18 protein-coding genes are annotated in these 16,505 nt (G+C 55.6%); 11 read left to right on the forward strand and 7 right to left on the reverse strand.

The genetic code is table 11. The annotated features are described in order from the left end of the window. Positions 1–100: 100 nt before the first annotated feature. Positions 101–430, forward strand: a complete 330-nt coding sequence (gene tusE, locus HF675_RS15185; RefSeq protein ID WP_054305514.1) for a sulfurtransferase TusE — start codon at positions 101–103, stop codon at positions 428–430. 11 nt (positions 431–441) lie between these two features. Here the strand turns inward: tusE and yccX are convergent, their stop codons facing one another. Beyond that, on the reverse strand, positions 442–720 hold the full coding sequence (gene yccX / locus HF675_RS15190) for an acylphosphatase (protein WP_105230565.1): 279 nt from the start codon (positions 718–720) through the stop codon (positions 442–444). 243 nt (positions 721–963) lie between these two features. Between yccX and rlmI the strand changes: the two genes are divergently transcribed. Further along, on the forward strand, positions 964–2,154 hold the full coding sequence (rlmI, locus tag HF675_RS15195; protein ID WP_187044749.1) for a 23S rRNA (cytosine(1962)-C(5))-methyltransferase RlmI: 1,191 nt from the start codon (positions 964–966) through the stop codon (positions 2,152–2,154). A 78-nt stretch (positions 2,155–2,232) separates the two neighbouring features. After that, the gene (hspQ, locus tag HF675_RS15200; protein WP_054305511.1) at positions 2,233–2,550 is read left to right on the forward strand and encodes a heat shock protein HspQ; all 318 of its coding nucleotides are present in this window, start codon (positions 2,233–2,235) and stop codon (positions 2,548–2,550) included. A gap of 54 nt (positions 2,551–2,604) precedes the next feature. Here the strand turns inward: hspQ and HF675_RS15205 are convergent, their stop codons facing one another. Beyond that, complete coding sequence (locus HF675_RS15205; protein ID WP_105230563.1) at positions 2,605–3,018, reverse strand: CoA-binding protein; 414 nt, start codon at positions 3,016–3,018, stop codon at positions 2,605–2,607. A 291-nt stretch (positions 3,019–3,309) separates the two neighbouring features. On the opposite strand from HF675_RS15205, the gene HF675_RS15210 reads away from it, so the two are divergent. Both HF675_RS15210 and HF675_RS15215 read left to right on the forward strand, forming a co-directional pair. Continuing rightward, complete coding sequence (locus HF675_RS15210; RefSeq protein WP_187043338.1) at positions 3,310–3,864, forward strand: DUF2057 family protein; 555 nt, start codon at positions 3,310–3,312, stop codon at positions 3,862–3,864. Between the two features lie 138 nt (positions 3,865–4,002). Continuing rightward, positions 4,003–4,461, forward strand: a complete 459-nt coding sequence (locus tag HF675_RS15215; protein WP_187043339.1) for a methylglyoxal synthase — start codon at positions 4,003–4,005, stop codon at positions 4,459–4,461. Positions 4,462–4,497: 36 nt separating this feature from the next. Here the strand turns inward: HF675_RS15215 and helD are convergent, their stop codons facing one another. Beyond that, positions 4,498–6,552, reverse strand: a complete 2,055-nt coding sequence (gene helD, locus HF675_RS15220) for a DNA helicase IV (protein WP_187043340.1) — start codon at positions 6,550–6,552, stop codon at positions 4,498–4,500. 159 nt (positions 6,553–6,711) lie between these two features. On the opposite strand from helD, the gene HF675_RS15225 reads away from it, so the two are divergent. Continuing rightward, positions 6,712–7,164: a YccF domain-containing protein gene (locus tag HF675_RS15225; RefSeq protein ID WP_105230559.1), complete on the forward strand. Its 453-nt coding sequence runs from the start codon at positions 6,712–6,714 to the stop codon at positions 7,162–7,164. Between the two features lie 26 nt (positions 7,165–7,190). Next, positions 7,191–9,326 carry a YccS family putative transporter gene (gene yccS, locus HF675_RS15230; RefSeq protein WP_187043341.1) on the forward strand — a complete coding sequence of 712 codons (2,136 nt, stop codon included), beginning with the start codon at positions 7,191–7,193 and terminating at the stop codon, positions 9,324–9,326. A 42-nt stretch (positions 9,327–9,368) separates the two neighbouring features. On the opposite strand, the gene HF675_RS15235 is transcribed toward yccS, so the two are convergent. Further along, positions 9,369–9,974, reverse strand: coding sequence for a TfoX/Sxy family DNA transformation protein (locus HF675_RS15235; protein WP_187043342.1), 606 nt, complete (start codon positions 9,972–9,974; stop codon positions 9,369–9,371). A gap of 230 nt (positions 9,975–10,204) precedes the next feature. Here HF675_RS15235 and sulA point away from each other — a divergent pair, with 230 nt between their 5' ends. After that, positions 10,205–10,717: an SOS-induced cell division inhibitor SulA gene (sulA, locus tag HF675_RS15240; protein WP_105230556.1), complete on the forward strand. Its 513-nt coding sequence runs from the start codon at positions 10,205–10,207 to the stop codon at positions 10,715–10,717. Positions 10,718–11,078: 361 nt separating this feature from the next. After that, positions 11,079–12,146 carry a porin OmpA gene (gene ompA, locus HF675_RS15245; protein ID WP_111737386.1) on the forward strand — a complete coding sequence of 356 codons (1,068 nt, stop codon included), beginning with the start codon at positions 11,079–11,081 and terminating at the stop codon, positions 12,144–12,146. A gap of 111 nt (positions 12,147–12,257) precedes the next feature. Here ompA and matP read toward each other — a convergent pair whose 3' ends face one another. Continuing rightward, positions 12,258–12,716 carry a macrodomain Ter protein MatP gene (gene matP / locus HF675_RS15250; protein ID WP_105230554.1) on the reverse strand — a complete coding sequence of 153 codons (459 nt, stop codon included), beginning with the start codon at positions 12,714–12,716 and terminating at the stop codon, positions 12,258–12,260. A gap of 208 nt (positions 12,717–12,924) precedes the next feature. Here matP and HF675_RS15255 point away from each other — a divergent pair, with 208 nt between their 5' ends. Beyond that, on the forward strand, positions 12,925–14,673 hold the full coding sequence (locus HF675_RS15255; RefSeq protein WP_187043343.1) for a Lon protease family protein: 1,749 nt from the start codon (positions 12,925–12,927) through the stop codon (positions 14,671–14,673). 68 nt (positions 14,674–14,741) lie between these two features. Then, positions 14,742–15,260, forward strand: a complete 519-nt coding sequence (fabA, locus tag HF675_RS15260) for a bifunctional 3-hydroxydecanoyl-ACP dehydratase/trans-2-decenoyl-ACP isomerase (RefSeq protein WP_015671798.1) — start codon at positions 14,742–14,744, stop codon at positions 15,258–15,260. Between the two features lie 98 nt (positions 15,261–15,358). Here the strand turns inward: fabA and HF675_RS15265 are convergent, their stop codons facing one another. Together HF675_RS15265 and rmf are read right to left on the reverse strand one after the other, a co-directional pair. Then, entirely contained in the window at positions 15,359–15,826 is a 468-nt protein-coding gene (locus HF675_RS15265) for a hypothetical protein (RefSeq protein ID WP_187043344.1), read from the reverse strand. 399 nt (positions 15,827–16,225) lie between these two features. Next, positions 16,226–16,393, reverse strand: a complete 168-nt coding sequence (rmf, locus tag HF675_RS15270; protein WP_004964703.1) for a ribosome modulation factor — start codon at positions 16,391–16,393, stop codon at positions 16,226–16,228. Positions 16,394–16,505: the final 112 nt, after the last annotated feature.

Consider the following 16,505-nt stretch of genomic DNA (forward strand, 5'->3'; position numbering starts at 1 on the left):
TAAGACGCCCAACCTGAGTGTAGTCAACGCCGGCGCTGGTGTTTGCTGCCGTTAAAATTTGCTAGACTGCGCAACGTGATCAGTTACCCGTTGAGGCAGTATGTTGGAGTTTGAAGGTCAGATTATTGATACCGATGCGCAGGGCTACCTGAAAAACAGCGCCGACTGGCATGAAGGCCTGGCGCCGCTGTTAGCAGCGCAGGAAGAGATTGTCCTGACGGACGCGCATTGGGAAGTCGTGCGTTTTGTACGTAATTTCTATCAGGAGTTTAATACCTCACCGGCAATTCGCATGCTGGTGAAAGCCATGGCGCAAAAGTACGGCGAAGAGAAAGGCAACAGCCGCTATTTATACCGTTTGTTCCCGAAAGGCCCGGCCAAACAGGCGACCAAAATTGCCGGCCTGCCCAAACCGGTCAAATGTATCTAATCCGCCGGTGCTCAGTAGCGAATCGTAAACCCCTGTAGGGCCTGCTCGCCGCTTGGCTCCACCAGCACGCGGTCAACGCGCGCGCTGCGTGGGCCGCCCTGCTTCAGCCAGTCGATCAGCGCCTCAACCTGCAGCTGTTCCCCGCACGCCAGCACTTCCACGCTGCCGTCATCCAGGTTGCGCGCATAGCCGTTCAGGCCCAACGCCGTCGCCTTAACCTGTGTGTTGTAACGAAAACCCACGCCCTGCACCATGCCGTAGACATACGCCACTCTACAAATCTGCGTCATCACTGCCCCCTTTGCTGCAACTTCACCGGGTTATTCCTTAGTCATTTCCCGCCGCCGCCGGCGGGATACCACAACGTAGTCGGATTATTCTAACAAATCACGTAAACTAGCCCGACATGATGGCCGTTGCGCCCTGCGCCGGACAGCCATCCAACATCGTCAGTGGCGTCCTTGCCCGGCGATGATGATGTCATTTTGACTGATAATGACCTATCCGTCGTCATCCACCGTATTGAAAGAGTAATCATAATGCGCCTGTTTCTCGCCAAAGGACGTGAAAAATCCTTACTTCGTCGTCATCCCTGGGTCTTCTCCGGAGCGGTTCAACGCATCGAAGGCAAGCCGCTTTCCGGTGAAACCATCGATATCCACGACTGTCAGGGAAAATGGCTGGCCCGCGGCGCCTATTCGCCGGAATCGCAAATCCGCGCGCGCGTCTGGACTTTCCAGCAGGATGAAGCGGTTGATATCGCGTTCTTTATCCGCCGTTTACAGCAGGCGCAAAACTGGCGTGACTGGGTCGCCAAACGCGACGGACTGGACGGCTACCGCCTGATCGCCGGCGAATCTGACGGCATGCCGGGCATTACCATTGACCGCTTCCAGAATTTCCTGGTGCTGCAGCTGCTGTCCGCCGGCGCCGAATATCAACGCGCGGCGCTGCTCTCCGCCCTGCAGCACTGCTACCCGGAATGTGCGATTTACGACCGCTCCGACGTGGCGGTGCGTAAAAAGGAAGGCCTGCCGCTGACGCAAGGCCCGGTGCTGGGCGAACTGCCGCCGGCACTGCTGCCGATTACCGAACACGGAATGAAGCTGCTGGTCGATATTCAGCAGGGACACAAAACCGGTTTCTATCTCGATCAGCGCGACAGCCGCCTGGCCGCGCGTAATTTTGCCGCCGGCCGCCGCGTGCTGAACTGCTTCTCCTATACCGGCGCCTTTGCCGTCTCGGCCCTGATGGGCGGCTGCAGCCAGGTGATCAGCGTTGATACTTCGCAGGCGGCGCTGGACGTGGCCCGCCAGAACGTCGAGCTTAATCAGCTGGATGTCAGCAAGGCGGAGTTCGTGCGCGACGATGTGTTCCAACTGCTGCGCAACTATCGCAATCAGGGGGAAAAGTTCGATCTGATCATTATGGATCCGCCGAAATTCGTCGAAAATAAGAACCAGCTGGCCAGCGCCTGCCGGGGCTATAAAGATATCAATATGTTGGCACTGCAGCTGCTGAACCCAGGCGGGATCTTGCTGAGTTTCTCCTGCTCGGGGCTGATGGCAACCGATTTGTTCCAAAAAATCCTGGCTGACGCCGCTGTCGACGCCGGTTGTGATATACAATTTATAGAGCAGTATCGGCAGGCTGCCGATCACCCGGTGATCGCCACCTATCCGGAAGGGTTGTATCTGAAAGGGTTTGCATGCCGGGTGATGTAACTTGAAATAGACCGTTTTGCCCCCATATCGATGATATGCAAAGGAGCGGGCAAAAAAACTATTTCTCAGGAGGTCACCATGATTGCCAGCAAATTCGGTATCGGACAACAGGTTCGTCATAAACTGCTGGGGTATCTGGGCGTCGTGATTGATATCGACCCGGAATACTCTTTGGAACAACCTAAAGCTGACGAAATCGCCGCCAACGACGATTTACGTTCCGCGCCGTGGTACCACGTCGTGATGGAAGATGAAGAAGGCCAGCCGGTTCATACCTATCTGGCGGAAGCGCAACTGGCGGGTGAAGAACAAGATGCGCATCCGGAGCAGCCGTCGCTCGATGAGCTGGCGGAGTCCATCCGCAGTCAACTGCAGGCGCCCCGCCTGCGCAACTAAGCATCACGGCCTGAGAAACCTGCAGGGCCCGGTACTACGCCGGGCCCTGCGTTTTTATCGCTCCAGCCCCAAACGCGGGATTTCGATTTTCGGGCAACGGTCCATCACCACCTTAAGCCCGGCCGCCTGCGCCAGCTCTTCCGCCTGGCTATTAATCACGCCAATCTGCAGCCACAGTACCTTGGCACCGATAGCGATCGCCTCCTGCGCCACGCCATAGGCCGCTTCCGCATTGCGAAAGACATCGACCATATCAATAGGATGGGGGATATCATCCAGGCTGGCATAAACCTGCTGCCCCAGCAGCGTCTGCCCGGCCAGCTTCGGGCTTACCGGCGTAACCTGATAGCCCTGCGACAACAGATAGGCCATGACGCCATAGCTCGCACGCGCGGGTTTATCACTGGCGCCGACCAGCGCAATACTTTTCACCTGCCGCAACACCTCGGCAATCTCACGATCGTCCATCTCGCTCTCCTGATTATTGGCGGGTAGTGCCTGCCGTTTAGTCTATACCCAAAAGCGCGGCTTGGCAGTCGATAAACCTGTGCGATAAGCCTCAGATAAAAATGACAAACGCTGCAACCCTGAGGATTTTTTGCGGTCTGAAGGAATCAACCGCTCGTCGGCTGCGGATTATGTGTCCAAACATCAATAAAAATGACAAAATGTAACTTGTAGCGGCTGACGGAAAAATTTTGACACACTGTGTCCGCTCCTCAACAATAGAATGCATGCCTGCAGATAAGGAGATAACGAATGAAATTTGGTCTGGTGGTTACGGGATTGCTCGGCGTTTGCCTGAGCCTGTCGGCCGTAGCTACGACCCTGAAACTCTCCCCGGATATCGAACTGTTGGTCGTTGACGGCAAACAGATGACCGGCTCGCTGTTAAAAGGCGCTGACAGTCTCGAATTAAACGGCGGGCAGCATCAACTCCTGTTTAAGGTCAGTAAACCCCTGCACGCGGCAACGCAGCCGCCTTCGCTATACACGTCGCCATTGATGCTGGTGGCATTCAACTCGCATAACGTCAGCGCGGTGGCGATTAAACTCCCCCCGATCGACAGCCAGCAGGATGGCCAGCGCTTTGAGCAGCAGCAAAATTATCAGGTGATCGATCAACAGGGAAAGGCGCTGCCGGCAAAACGCGATATTCTGCGCATTACCCCGCCGTACGCCAATGAGCGGCTGGAAAAAACCGTCGCCGACTATAACCGCCAGCCGCACCCGGCCGCCGTCCCGGCCTTTGCCAGCCAGAGCGCCAATGACCAGGATAACTTATCCCCCGGCAAGCCCTGGCGTACCCCATAATGGCGCTTTTGCCGGACAAAATGACGGCAAAGGCTGGCGAATGTCACTTTATCATGATTTTCAACGCGTAAACGCTAGGCAGAAAAATGCAGTTTCAGTAATCTGCTGAGTATGATTCGGTAAGCCAAGGATATTGCAATGGAAGTGACTACCCGCACGATTGCGGAACGTAAACATATCGCCCTGGTGGCGCACGATCACCGCAAACAGGATTTGCTGCGGTGGGTCGAAGAACATAAATCGGCGCTGGCCCAGCATCAGCTTTACGCCACCGGCACCACCGGCAACCTGATCCAGCGCGCCAGCGGCATTCCGGTACAGAGTATGCTAAGCGGCCCGATGGGCGGCGACCAGCAGGTCGGCGCGCTGATCTCGGAAGGCAAGATTGATATGCTGATTTTCTTCTGGGATCCACTGAATGCCGTGCCGCATGACCCCGATGTCAAAGCCCTGCTGCGTCTGGCGACGGTGTGGAATATCCCGGTGGCCACCAACCGCGCCACCGCCGATTTCCTGATTGGCTCTTCACTGTTCACGCAGGCTGTGGACATCACCATTCCCGACTATCAGCGCTATCTGCAAGAACGCCTGAAATAACGGTTAACTGCCGGGCCGCCTGCCGCAGCCCGGCGATTACGGTTTTTTCTGCAGCGGCACGCCCAGCTCATGCAGCTGTTCGACAAATACCGACGGCCGCTCGCGATCCTGCAGCAGCCACACCTGATGTTTGGCGCGCGTCAGCGCCACATACAACAACCGCCGCTCTTCCGCGTCCGGGAAATCTTCCGGCTGCGGCAGCAACACGTCTTCCAGCACCGACTCACGCGCCACTGCCGGGAAGCCGTCGTTGCCGTCATGCAGCCCGACGATAATGACATACTCCGCCTGCTGACCTTTACTGGCATGAATGGTCATAAAGTCGAGATTGAGCTTCGGCCAGCGGGTGGCGGCCTTCTGCAGTACCTCCGGCTTTAAATGGTGGTAGCGCGCCAACAGCAAAATGCGCTCGTCAGGCTTAGCGTAACCGCTGAGCTTATCCAACAGATTTTCCAGTTGCTCCTGCGGCAATATTGCCACCGACTTCTTGTTGCCCTTGCTTAAGCTGTTGAGCGGCTTTTTCAGCTGATGCGGATTCTGCTGCACAAAGCGGTTGGCGATATCGCCGATACGTTCGTTGAAGCGATAGGTGGTATCCAGGGCGCACTGCGCCCCGGCGCCAAAGTTATCGGCAAATGCGGTGGTCAGGCTGAGCTCCGCCCCGCTGAAACGGTAGATAGCCTGCCAGTCGTCGCCGACGGCAAACAGACAGGTCTGCGTGTTTTGTTTACGCAGTGCGGCCAGCAGTTGCGCGCGCTGTGGCGAAATGTCCTGAAACTCGTCCACCAGAATATGCTTCCAGGGACTGACGAAGCGCCCTTTCTCCAGAATGGAGACCGCCTGATGAATCAAGCCGGAAAAATCAACCGCTCCCTCCTCCTTCAGCGCGCTTTTCCACGCTTTCAGCAGCGGCGCCATCAGCCGGATACGTTTGGAGAACAGATCGCGGTTTTCGTCATCCGCCTGCTCGATCATTTCCGCCTGGCTGCCGCCGTGCATACGCATCAGCCCCAGCCAACGCTCCAGACGTCCCGCCAAACGTGACGCCAGACGCCGATCCTGCCAGAAATCCCCTTCGGGCACTTCCCATTCCAGTTCATCCGTCAGCCATTGGCGCCAGCCTTTCGCCTGCGCTTTTTTCTCCGCGCACTGCTGCTGCCAGCTGGCGATCAGTAATTCACGCCGGGCCTTGCTGTCGGTTTCCAACTTGCTGATGACGGGGACTTTGCGGCTGCCCTGCTGGATAATCTGCAGCGCCAGCGCGTGAAAGGTTTTCGCCTGAATCGTGCTGACGCCGAGACGTTCTTCTATGCGCTGGTTCATCTCTTCGGCCGCCTGCCGGCCGAACGCCAACAGCAGGATTTGTTCCGGCGCGGCCTCCTGTCGGCGCAGCAACCACCCGGCGCGCGCCACCAGCACGGAGGTTTTGCCGCTGCCGGCCCCGGCCAGCACCAGCACCGAGTCTTCACCATTAACCACCGCCCGGCTTTGCGAGACGTTCAGCGGTGAAGTTTCCACCGTTTGGAAGAAATCAGCATGTTCCGCCAGCATCCGCTCCGTCCACTGCCGGTTACGTTCGGCGACGCTGTGCGGCCCCTGCTGCAGCCACTGTTGGCAGAGTCGGTAATCATCACGGCAGTTGTCAAAACTTTCCAGACGTGCCGCCGGCATCGGCAGCGCGCCGAAGGCTTCGCGGATCTGCTGCTGCAGTTTGCCCAGCGCCGAGCGCTTGAACCACTTATCCTGCTGCTCAATTCGCTGGATATTTTCCACCTGCTGTTGCAGCACGCCAGCGCTGATTTCGCTCATTTCGGCGCTCCAGCGCTGCCAGGCCTGCAGCATATAGTGGTAGAAACGCTGCGTTTCCTGCCATTCGGTGCCATGCAGGCGCACCACTTTTTCGTCCGGCAGTTCGAACTCCAGTTCGCCCCAGACAATGCCGCGTTTACAACGGACCTCAATCAGTTGATTGAACGGGATCAGATATTCATGCTTTTCACCGCTGACCTCAACGCCGGCATGCAACAGTCGTACTCTGTTATAAGGATGCTGAGCCAGGTGTTTTCCCAGCGATGTCGCTTTAAGTTCCATATCGGCGTGCCATGACTCTATTGAGATTGGAGAGTTGCCAGTTTACCTGTGATAAGCAGTGACACTCTAGCGCTAAAAAAAGGGTAGAATAGTTTCTACGTTTTGATAGCAAACGCAACCGCCTGGCGGTTTGACCATTATTAGAGCAGAGTCCCAACCATGCGTACTGTACTGAATATTCTGAATTTTGTGTTAGGCGGTTTTTTCACGACCCTGGCGTGGCTGTTCGCCACCCTGGTCAGTATCGTCTTAATCTTTACCCTGCCGCTGACACGCTCCTGCTGGGAGATCACCAAGCTCTCGTTCCTGCCTTACGGCAATGAGGCAATCAGCGTTAACGAACTGTACCCGGAAAAAAGCAATGCGCTGCTTTCCGCCGGCGGTTCGCTGCTCAATGTGTTCTGGCTGATCTGCTTTGGCTGGTGGCTGTGTCTGTCGCATATTACCGCCGGCATCGCCCAGTGCATCAGCATTATCGGTATCCCGGTAGGTATCGCCAACTTTAAAATCGCCGCCATTGCGCTGTGGCCGGTCGGACGCCGGGTGGTTTCCGTCGAAATGGCTCAGCAGGCCAGAAGCGAAAATGCGCGTCGCCAATATCAACAACGTTAATTTTTTCTCCGTCTGAGGAGTTTTTTGTGCTTGCTTTTGCACCGGCGCTGCGTCGTTATGCCTACAACAGCAGTCTGCTTTACAACCTGCGTATTTTTATCGCTCTGGTCGGCACTACCGCCGTTCCCTGGTGGCTGGGCGTTCCCAAGCTCACCATTCCGCTGACGCTGGGAGTGGTTGCCGCCGCCCTCGCCGATCTGGATGACCGGCTTGCCGGCAGGTTGCGTAATCTGCTGATTACGCTGGTCTGCTTTTTTATCGCCTCCGCGTCGATCGAACTGTTGTTCCCCTACCCTTGGCTGTTTATTCTGGGCCTGGCGCTGTCTACCTGCGGTTTTATTCTGCTGGGCGCGCTGGGGCAACGCTATGCCACCATCGCGTTCGGCGCCCTGTTGATCGCGGTGTACGCCATGCTCGGCACCTCGATGTACGACATCTGGTACCAGCAACCTATTCTGCTGATTGTCGGTGCGGTCTGGTATAACCTGCTGACGCTGGTAGGCCACCTGCTGTTTCCTATCCGTCCGCTGCAGGAGAACCTGGCGCGCTGCTATCAGCAACTGGCCAACTACCTGGACGCCAAGGCCAACCTGTTCGACCCGGACGCCGAGAAAGACGCCGACCTGCCGTGGATGGACGTCGCCATGGCCAACAGCAGCCTGGTCAGCACGCTGAATCAGACCAAGATGTCGCTGTTGACGCGCCTGAAAGGCGATCGCGGTCAGCGCGGCACCCGCCGCACGCTGCATTACTATTTTGTCGCGCAGGACATCCATGAGCGCGCCAGTTCATCGCACGTTCAGTACCAGGCATTGAGCAAACAGTTCCGCCACAGCGATATTCTGTTCCGCTTCCAGCGGCTGCTCAGTAAACAGGCCCGCGCCTGCCAGCAACTGGCGCAATCGATTCTGCTGCGGCAGAAATACCAGCATAACAGCCGCTTTGAGCCGGCGTTTACCCGTATTGAAGAAGCCCTGTCGCGCATCGCCGTCAATGCGGATAACCGCGAACTGACCAAGGCGCTGTCTCACCTGCTGAAAAATCTGCGGGCGATTGACGCCCAACTGGCAAATATTGAATCGGAACAGGCGCTGGCCAACGGCCAGGAGGAAGAGAACAGCCTGTCGGACGACCGACTGACCGGCTGGAGCGATATCCGCCTGCGCATCAGCCGCCACCTGACACCGCAATCGGCGCTGTTCCGCCATGCCATCCGCATGTCGGTGGTGCTGTGCATCGGTTATGCGTTTATTCAGTTGACCGGCATGCGGCACGGTTATTGGATCCTGCTTACCAGTCTGTTTGTCTGCCAGCCCAACTATAATGCCACCCGGCGGCGGCTGGCTCTGCGTATTATCGGCACCCTGGCGGGGATTCTGATCGGCCTGCCGATCCTGTACTTTGTCCCGTCGATCGAAGGCCAACTGGTGCTGATCGTGATCAGCGGCGTGCTGTTCTTCGCCTTCCGCACGGTGCAGTATGCACACGCCACCATGTTTATTACCTTATTAGTGCTGCTGTGCTTCAACCTGCTTGGGGAAGGCTTCGAAGTCGCCGCCCCGCGCGTTTACGACACGCTGTTGGGCTGCGCCATCGCCTGGGCGGCCGTGACCTTTATCTGGCCGGACTGGCGTTTTCGTCAGTTGCCCGCCGTCGTCAGCAAAACGCTGAATGCCGACTGCCGCTACCTGGACGCGATTCTGGTTCAGTATCACGAAGGTAAAAATAACGGTCTGCCTTACCGCATTGCCCGCCGCGACGCCCACAACAGCGATGCGGAACTGGCGTCGGTGATTTCCAATATGTCTGCGGACCCCAAAGCCGATAAAGCAACGCAGGAGGCGGCCTTCCGGCTGCTATGCCTCAACCATACGCTCCTGAGTTATATTTCGGCGCTGGGGGCTCATCGTGAACGGCTGACCAATATCGACGTGTTCAACGTGCTGAACGATGCCGTTTGCTACGTAGACGGTGCGTTGCAACACGACGCAGCCGATGCTCATCGCATCAACCTGGCACTGGAAAAACTGTCCGCGCGCATCGCGCAACTGACGCCAGAACCAGAAAGCAAAGAGCAATTGGTACTACAGCAAATAGGACTGGTTGTTGAACTTCTGCCGGAGCTGACGTCATTGAACGCGCAGATCGGGCAATCACAATGAGCCTGTAACCATGGTAAGGCGCGTTACAGCAGCTAACGCGCCTTACGACACTTCTTTATTGAACCACTCGCTCAGTTCTCCGCGAATCTCTTCAGGCAACACAGCGTGATGATAACCGGCAATCGCGCCGGCCAACGACAGCAGCGCCTTCAGCCCCAGGTTCTTTTGCTGCAGCATCAGCTTCAGAAACGATCCTCTGGCCCCCTGCAAACGTAAATCATAGACGTCGCGTATCCCCACCCGCCACAGCAAACGCTCCAGGCCGGCATCAATATTCGGCAAGCCCTTCAGGCGCCTGCTGCCGCGCCTGCGGCTCTGTAGCTCTTTGCTCGCCTCGCGTTTCGCCTGCCAGGCGAGCGCAAACAGCGCCTGCGGCTCCCCCCACAGCTGATGGTCGACCCAGTAATAGCGCATAATGATCGGCACGCCGCGCTTTGAGTACACCATATTGACCATGCCGCGCGAGCGAAACTCGGGCTCCAGGCTTTTTGTGGCGCGCAAATACATCTCGCCGTCGGCAACGACGGCGAACATGACGCCGTCAGCCAGTAATCCATAGCCGCCAAACTGCGAGCGGGTAGTAATATTGCCCAATGCGTCAAAACAGGCTTTCGCCTGTGCGACTCTTGCTATGGTTCTTCCATGCATAACATTCTCCTATGTGGCTTCTCAGTCAATCATAATTAAAATCAATAAGATAAAACTTACGAGAACACGTAATAGAAAAATACGCATTAATGTCTGCACTGCCAATCACAAATCCATTGCGTACAAAAAGCGTTCACAAATATGCGAGGCATGACGAAAAATTGACTTGATCTCGGGATACGTTGCGGATACTGTATATGCATACAGTACAACTACAGGCGGGATATCACATGCGTACTCAATCACTTCACAAAGCCCATCGCAGCCATAACGCGTTTACCCTGAATGGTGCGCCGGATGCCTCTGCGGGCAGCGCCAACGAAAATGGCCTGATCGGTGAATTTGTTTACAACGAGCATCAGCCCGCGGTCACTCAGCTTCTATTATTGCCGCTGTTGCAGCAGTTAGCCACCCAGTCGCGCTGGCTGCTATGGCTGACGCCGCAGCAGAAACTCAGCAAGCTGTGGCTACAGCGCTCTGGCCTGCCTGCAGATAAAGTCGTACAATTAAGCCAGATCAGCCCGGTTAACACGGTCGATGCGATGGAAAAAGCGTTGCTGACGGGGAACTACAGCGCCGTGCTCGGTTGGCTTCCTGAGCTAAGCGCTGAAGATCGTCTAAAATTACAGCGAGCGGCTGAACAGGGTCATGCATACGGCTTTATTATGCGTCCTCAGCGTGACACTATCCCGGCTCAGGGACAGTTTCCGACCCTAAAAATTCACTCTTCTTTGTATCATTAAGTAAATTTAGGATTTTTCCCATCATTTTTATCCCCCGAAAATGGAACCTTTGGGGGATCATGCACAAAGCGAGAGCAGACGCGGTTCCACGCCCCTGCCTGAACAAAAAATCGGCTAAAAATACGCCTAAATTTGTTAGCAAATATGACTATTTCTGCGTTTTTTTTTAGAGCTTTATCACATCACACTTGTAACTTTCGCGCCACGTTGTAGACTTTACATCGCCAAGGTTGCTCTATAACGCCAGTAAAAAACTGGAGAGTAACAAACGAGGGCACAAACCTTGGCGAAGGAATTTAACCAAGGGCTTAAAAATCAGCTTTAAAGCTCATTGCCTATTTGGATGATAACGAGGCGCAAAATGAAAAAGACAGCTATCGCATTAGCAGTGGCACTGGCCGGTTTCGCTACCGTAGCGCAAGCCGCCCCAAAAGATAACACCTGGTACACCGGTGCTAAACTGGGCTGGTCCCAGTATCATGACGTAGGTTTCTATGGCAACGGCTACAACGGTACCGGTAACGGCCCTATCCATGAAAACCAATTGGGTGCTGGTGCGTTCCTGGGTTACCAGGCGAACCAATACCTGGGCTTCGAGCTGGGCTATGACTGGCTGGGCCGTATGCCTTACAAAGGCAGCGTGAACAACGGTGCTTTCAAGGCACAGGGCGTTCAGCTGGCAGCTAAACTGAGCTACCCAATCGCTGACGATCTGGACATCTACACCCGTCTGGGTGGTATGGTATGGCGTGCAGATTCCAAAGCTAACTTTGGCAATGGCACCCGCATCAGCAACCACGACACCGGCGTTTCTCCGCTGGCTGCGATTGGTGTTGAATACGCACTGACCAAAAACTGGGCTACCCGCCTGGATTATCAGTTCGTTAGCAACATCGGCGACGCAGGCACCGTGGGCGCACGTCCAGACAACACCATGCTGAGCCTGGGCGTTTCTTACCGTTTCGGTCAGGACGAAGCAGCACCAGCACCAGCGCCAGCTCCAGCTCCAGTTGTTGAAACCAAGCGTTTCACTCTGAAGTCTGACGTTCTGTTCAACTTCGGTAAAGCAACTCTGAAACCAGAAGGCCAGCAGGCTCTGGATCAGCTGTACAGCCAGCTGAGCTCTATGGATCCTAAAGACGGTTCCGTAGTTGTTCTGGGCTACACTGACCCAGTTGGTAAAGATGCATCCAACCAGCGTCTGTCTGAAAACCGCGCTCGCAGCGTAGTTGACTACCTGGTTTCTAAAGGCATCCCTGCAGACAAAATCTCTGCACGTGGCATGGGCGAAGCTAACCAAGTTACCGATAGCTGCGGTTACAAAAACGGCCGTGCTACCAAAGCACAGATCGAGTGCCTGGCACCGAACCGCCGTGTAGAAATCGAAGTTAAAGGCGTTAAAGACGTTGTAACTCAGCCACAGGCTTAAGTTACCTCTTCTTAATAAAAAACCCCGCGCTGCGGGGTTTTTTTTCGTCTGTATCCGGTTAGCGCCACAAAAAAACCGGCGCGCGGCCGGCTTTATCGTTCGCTGCTATCCCTACTCTTCGTCTTTGCCCAGGATCGCTTTCAGATCCTGTTTTAACGACGACATCTGACTGGCATACTTCTCTTTTCGCTCGGCATCTTCAATCAGCTGCACCACCGTTTCCGACAGTGTCACGCCGCGACGACGGGCTAACGCCGCCAAACGCTGCCACACTAAAAACTCCAGATCGATGGATTTTTTACGCGTATGCTGATGCTCGGAATTAAAATGGCGCTTGCGTCTGGCGCGAATAGTCTGTTTCATCCGGTTATCAAGCGCAGGGTTCATATGTGCATGAATCCAGGCCAGGACTTTAACCGGCTCGTTTTCCAATTTCAGCAGCTCGTCAACCGCGTCCTGCGCAGCGCTGTTTTCAATGTAGCGGGTGATAAGTTCCCCTTCCCGGTGCTTCTTCACCAGGTATTTCCATTTCCAACCGCTCTCCAGGTTTTCCAGTTGCTGATATTTCATCGTGAGCTCTTCAGTGACCGCGTAACTTCAATAAGCATAACAGCTTTACGCCGAATTTCCCCGGCAATTAAAACCTCTGACAGACTGTTTTTTACACAGTCGTCGCCCGATGTCAAACTCCCGGACATCAAGCGGCACTCCACTGTATCAAGCTGACGTTATTCTTGTATAATCGCTGTTTCACTTTTTGATAATTGCATCTAACACTTTGACCAATAACCGACTTGAATGGCAATCTTTGTTGCCTGCCGTTGCGCCTTACCAGGCGATATTCGATTCTGCTGCTCAGTTGGCGCCCGTCACCTTTGCTGCGCTGCAGCCCCGGCTGGATAATGCCCTGACGTTATTCTGCCATCCACGTTCTCAACCCCGTTTTATGCTGCTTAAGGCGCAGGAAAACCGTGAATATCTGGCATTAATTGCGAGTGCGGTCACACAGCGCCAGCCACAGCAGCCAAGCTGCCCCGGCAGCCATTACACCGTGCACAACGGTCAGGTTCAGGTAGAGCCGGCCAGCCAGGGCGATGAGCCGTTTGCCGCCGGCGGCGCCTGCATTTTCCAGGAATGGGTTGAGCCTGAACAGTTGTTCGGCTGCGCGCGTCTGCAGCAAGGCAACGTTACCCTGGCGCCTGGGTTGATACACCGCGCCAACGGCGGCGTACTGATCCTCTCCGCGCGTACCCTGCTGGCACAGCCCCTGATGTGGCTGCGTCTGAAGCAGATGATCGGCCAACGCCAATTCCAATGGTTCTCCCCGGATGAAACGCGTCCGCTGCCGGTCACTATTCCTCCGATGCCGTTGGAGATGCGTCTTATTGTGGTGGGCGACCGCCTTGGGCTGGCCGACTTCCATGATATGGAGCCGGAAATCAGCGAGCTGGCGATGTACGGCGAATATGAAGAAGAGCTGCAGCTCGCCGACGATGAAGATATGACGCTGTGGTGCGGCTATGTGAATACTCTGGCGGCCGAACGGCAGTTGCCGGCGCTGGCCGCCGACGTTTGGCCCCCTCTGCTGACTCAGGCGATACGCTACAGCGGCGATTGCGCCAGCCTGCCGCTCTCACCGACCTGGCTAGGCCAGCAGCTGTCTGAAGCGTCGCTCTATGCCGAAGAAGGCCTGATTACCGCCAAAGCACTCAATGCCGCCCTGACCACCCGCCAATGGCGCGAAAGCTACCTGGCCGAACGCATGCAGGATGATATCGAGCTAGGCCAGATCCTGATCCAAACCGAAGGCGAAGCGATCGGCCAGATTAATGGCCTGTCGGTGCTGGATTATCCCGGACATCCCGGCAGTTTCGGCGAACCCTCGCGCATTAGCTGTGTGGTTCACCTCGGCGACGGTGAATTCACCGACGTCGAGCGCAAGGCGGAGCTGGGCGGTAACCTGCATGCCAAGGGCATGATGATTATGCAGGCATTTTTGATTTCCGAGCTGGAATTGGATCAACAGTTGCCGTTTTCCGCTTCTATGGTGTTTGAGCAATCGTACGGTGAAGTCGACGGCGACAGCGCTACGCTGGCCGAACTGTGCGTACTGATCAGCGCCCTGTCGCAGCAGCCGATTAACCAACAGATTGCCGTCACCGGCTCCGTCGACCAGTTTGGTAACGTCCAGCCTATCGGCGGCGTCAACGAAAAAATCGAAGGTTTCTTCGACGTCTGTCAACGTCGCGGTCTGACGGGCAAGCAAGGCGTTATTTTGCCAGCGGCCAACGTCCGTCATCTGTGTCTGCGTCAGGATGTGGTCGATGCGGTGCGCGAAGAACAATTCCACCTGTGGGCGGTGGACAGCGTAGCGGAAACCTTGCCATTATTAACGGGTTGCCTCTATGCCGATGAACAGCAGCCAAATTTACTGGCGGCGATTCAGGAACGGATAGCGCAGGTGAACCCGCAGGAACGGCAACGTCCATGGTGTTTACGCTGGCTCAACTGGTTTAACCACGGCTGATCGGACTTGTTCGGCGTACACGTGTTCGCTAATCTTCGTCCTTCATTAAAATAAGGTTTACTGAGAACATGGTAGATAAACGCGACTCCTATACGAAAGAAGACCTCGAAGCATCCGGCCGTGGCGAGCTGTTTGGCGCCGGCGGCCCGCCGTTGCCGGCAGGTAACATGTTGATGATGGACCGCGTGGTCAAAATGACAGAAGAAGGCGGCACACACGGTAAAGGCTACGTTGAAGCAGAGCTGGATATCAATCCGGACCTGTGGTTCTTCGGTTGCCACTTTATCGGCGATCCGGTCATGCCAGGCTGCCTGGGTCTGGACGCCATGTGGCAGCTGGTAGGCTTCTACCTCGGCTGGCTTGGCGGCGAAGGCAAAGGCCGTGCGCTGGGCGTCGGTGAGGTGAAATTCACCGGCCAGGTTCTGCCTACCGCGAAAAAAGTGACCTACCGCATCAACTTCAAGCGCGTTATCACCCGTAAATTGATTATGGGCGTAGCCGACGGTGAAGTACTGGTCGACGGTGAAGTCATTTACACCGCCACCGATCTGAAAGTGGGCCTGTTCAAGGACACCACGGCGTTCTGATGGCCAGACGGCGGCTTCCCCGGCCGCCGCACTGCACAAACGCATGCGATACAAGAAAGCCTCGCTTAGCGAGGCTTTTTTAATGCGCAATTACCGCACTACCAATCGCTGCCGTAGTGAAACTCAATCCGCGCCTCAATCATCCCCGGCCTGACCTGGTCATTTAATGAGACCAGCATCGCCTCAAACACCAGCATATCGCCAACCAGCGGGAAGTTCTGCCCCTGTTCCGGAAAGATGGACCTGCCGATACAAGAGAGTCGGATGCCGATATCCGGATGCGACGTGGCAAATAGCGTATCATCCGCCACCGCCCGCGCCCCGCTAAAGTAGCCTACCATCGTCTTACATGCCTGGTTGAACACGATCTGCCCCTGGATAGCCGCAGCGCTGCTGCCGGCCGCACTGAATATCGAGTCAGACACCTTCGCCATCATAATCTCTACGTCGGCCGGGCCAGAAACATGCGGCGGCGCCGCAAAAGGCAACAAACCGCCGCCCAATTCGGGGACGGTCAATGGACTCTCGAGTACTTCCGCGCGAAAACGAATTGATTTAATCGCCATGTTATTTTCCTATCTAAGTTTCCCTTCTCTGTATAAAGCCCCGTTCTCACCAGGCTTTACGCGTTCTCCATCAGGCCGGGGATAGCGTTGACTGCGTTAATTTTCAGCATCGCGCCCCTTACCACCGTCATCTTTTTGTTAGACATTATCACTGCATCATATAAAGCCGACACGGCAATTCACCGTGCAAATCATTGTTATATAATAACTTTTCATGACCTTGATAACATAAAAGGGGAGTTAAGTAAGGGTGGTGAAGCAAATTATTCGGCATTTTTTGCGAGGAGGTGTGGAAAGGCGGTTTAAATGACGATCGCGTACGGTAGCGTTGCCCGGAGGCAGAAACGAAAACCTCCGCGCACCGGCGGAGGTCACTCCTTCTTCATGACAGAGAGCCGCTTAAGCGGTCACAGCCCTGTCTTCCATGGCTTGTCGCCAACCTCCCAGCCAATTGGCCCGGGCGTCTAAAGACTGGTAGGGACAAAGTTCCCTGGAACGCCCTGAAAGACCTGCTTGGTAACCACGGGACTGTGCCCGTTCCAGACGATCTCGCTTCTGTCTCTTCATGCCTCGTTTCCCTCATTCTTGGTCTGCTGGAAAGAAAACAGCGGCCACTTTTTGTGCAGCCACGAATAACCAATAGCGCGATTTGACGTGAAGATCAATGCGCAAATTTCAC

It is taken from the genome of Serratia sp. JUb9, assembly GCF_014298095.1.
GTDB lineage: Bacteria > Pseudomonadota > Gammaproteobacteria > Enterobacterales > Enterobacteriaceae > Serratia_B > Serratia_B rhizosphaerae.

Excerpts from the sequence above, each read along its gene's own strand:
- helD (WP_187043340.1), bottom strand. The coding sequence starts at position 6,552 with ATGGAACTTAAAGCGACATCGCTGGGAAAACACCTGGCTCAGCATCCT.
- HF675_RS15205 (WP_105230563.1), bottom strand. The coding sequence starts at position 3,018 with ATGGACGATCGTGAGATTGCCGAGGTGTTGCGGCAGGTGAAAAGTATT.
- sulA (WP_105230556.1), top strand. The coding sequence starts at position 10,205 with ATGCGTACTCAATCACTTCACAAAGCCCATCGCAGCCATAACGCGTTT.
- rmf (WP_004964703.1), bottom strand. The coding sequence starts at position 16,393 with ATGAAGAGACAGAAGCGAGATCGTCTGGAACGGGCACAGTCCCGTGGT.
- tusE (WP_054305514.1), top strand. The coding sequence starts at position 101 with ATGTTGGAGTTTGAAGGTCAGATTATTGATACCGATGCGCAGGGCTAC.
- HF675_RS15225 (WP_105230559.1), top strand. The coding sequence starts at position 6,712 with ATGCGTACTGTACTGAATATTCTGAATTTTGTGTTAGGCGGTTTTTTC.
- hspQ (WP_054305511.1), top strand. The coding sequence starts at position 2,233 with ATGATTGCCAGCAAATTCGGTATCGGACAACAGGTTCGTCATAAACTG.
- HF675_RS15215 (WP_187043339.1), top strand. The coding sequence starts at position 4,003 with ATGGAAGTGACTACCCGCACGATTGCGGAACGTAAACATATCGCCCTG.
- HF675_RS15235 (WP_187043342.1), bottom strand. The coding sequence starts at position 9,974 with ATGCATGGAAGAACCATAGCAAGAGTCGCACAGGCGAAAGCCTGTTTT.
- HF675_RS15210 (WP_187043338.1), top strand. The coding sequence starts at position 3,310 with ATGAAATTTGGTCTGGTGGTTACGGGATTGCTCGGCGTTTGCCTGAGC.
- matP (WP_105230554.1), bottom strand. The coding sequence starts at position 12,716 with ATGAAATATCAGCAACTGGAAAACCTGGAGAGCGGTTGGAAATGGAAA.
- fabA (WP_015671798.1), top strand. The coding sequence starts at position 14,742 with ATGGTAGATAAACGCGACTCCTATACGAAAGAAGACCTCGAAGCATCC.
- ompA (WP_111737386.1), top strand. The coding sequence starts at position 11,079 with ATGAAAAAGACAGCTATCGCATTAGCAGTGGCACTGGCCGGTTTCGCT.
- HF675_RS15265 (WP_187043344.1), bottom strand. The coding sequence starts at position 15,826 with ATGGCGATTAAATCAATTCGTTTTCGCGCGGAAGTACTCGAGAGTCCA.
- yccX (WP_105230565.1), bottom strand. The coding sequence starts at position 720 with ATGACGCAGATTTGTAGAGTGGCGTATGTCTACGGCATGGTGCAGGGC.